At 42.4% G+C, this 1412-nt stretch carries 2 protein-coding genes; one reads left to right on the forward strand and one right to left on the reverse strand.

Going from position 1 to position 1412, the window contains the following annotated elements; all coding sequences use genetic code 11:
* Positions 1-642, reverse strand: a 642-nt coding sequence (locus BG32_RS01870; protein WP_121526311.1) for a hypothetical protein, incomplete at its 3' end; no start/stop codon positions are given.
* A 158-nt stretch (positions 643-800) separates the two neighbouring features.
* Between BG32_RS01870 and BG32_RS01875 the strand changes: the two genes are divergently transcribed.
* Positions 801-1316, forward strand: coding sequence for a winged helix-turn-helix domain-containing protein (locus BG32_RS01875; protein ID WP_259459436.1), 516 nt, complete (start codon positions 801-803; stop codon positions 1314-1316).
* Positions 1317-1412: the final 96 nt, after the last annotated feature.

Raw genomic sequence — 1412 nt, forward strand, 5'->3', positions numbered from 1 at the left:
CGAAGCCTGTTCCCTGCCTTCCCTTCTAATCCTAACTACTGTCTTCTCGCCCACCAAATGTCCATTGGAATCATAAGTGAATGTGCTTTCCACTACTATGTTAACCTCCATATCTAGTTCAGAAACGTTTTCTCGAATGAGGGAATACCTCTCTGATTTTCTTCCGTCCTCATCGAAGAAGAGCGTGTTCGTAGAAACGCCAGTTTCGGTTTCAACAGAAAAGATCAGAGTTCTCTCTTCGCTGTTAATCCAGTAGCGAGTCCTCTCGAGTTCAATACCTGAATCGTCAAAGACCACAGCATCGTAGTGATCATCTTCATAGAGCACTTCAACCCTCTGGAAAACTGTACCATCTCGGTTGAAGAAGTCCTTTCTTCTCAGTCTGCCGGAGCCATCATAGAAGTATTCTATCTTCACTTCTTCAGTCTCCCTCGAGATTAGAAAACCCTTTTCATTAAAGGTCAGCGTCTCCGGATCGGAAATCAATAGTTCTGCTCCTAACTTTGCTATCTCTATCTGTACAGTATGTACATTTCCAGAAAAACCAAACTGTAAAACAGAAAGATCTTCCTCCATGAAAACGGCAAAAAGCGAGCTTAGAAGCACAAAGAAAGACAGTGCAATCACGAATACTTTTCTCATACTCTCGCCTCACTTGAAAATGGAATCTAAGACAATCATATCAAATACTGATCTAGCCGGAATGAAAAACCGGCAATACCTGCTAAGTCTCTATTAAAAGCCAGTTCTTCTGATATACTGAGAGTGATGATGAACAAGCTTCTCACGGGGTGATCACTGTGACTTTCAAAGAACTGTCTGAGCGAAGTGGTATTAGGTACGAAACAGTAAGGAACTATGTGAAAGTTCTGATAGAAGAGGGCCTTATCGATGAAGTAAACGAAGAAGTTGTCGAGATCGTCAAGAAGATGCCTGACTACACTTCTCAAGGGCTCACAGTAGTCGAAGCAGCACACAGAGCGGTTAGTGGCGAGCAAAAAGAGAGCCGCACATCTACCGAGATTCTGAAGCTTAAAGAGAGAATCACATGTCTTGAAGAAGAAAACAAATTGTTGAAGGCTGAACTTAACAAAGAAAGAGCTGCGACAAAACAGCTTGAGGAGAAAATTCAATCTCTTCAAGGTGGTCACACTAGTTCATCTGGAATAGCAGTTTACAGGGAAGAGGCAAAGACTGCTGCAGAAGCACTTAAAACCGCAATAAAATCCGCTGGAAGCGGGTTTGTTCAGTTCCTTCAGTGGTTATTTGACACAGAAGCCGAAGGAGTTGAAAGAAATCAGAAAAATAGCGAATAATGTTATCGACGTCAACAATATTCAGGAGACGCTTGGAATGTCTCCTGAATATTGTGGGTGATACTCTCTATAAACTAGAAGTCAAGCGTCGCTAGG

The organism is Mesotoga sp. HF07.pep.5.2.highcov (assembly GCF_003666285.1).
Classification (GTDB): domain Bacteria; phylum Thermotogota; class Thermotogae; order Petrotogales; family Kosmotogaceae; genus Mesotoga; species Mesotoga prima.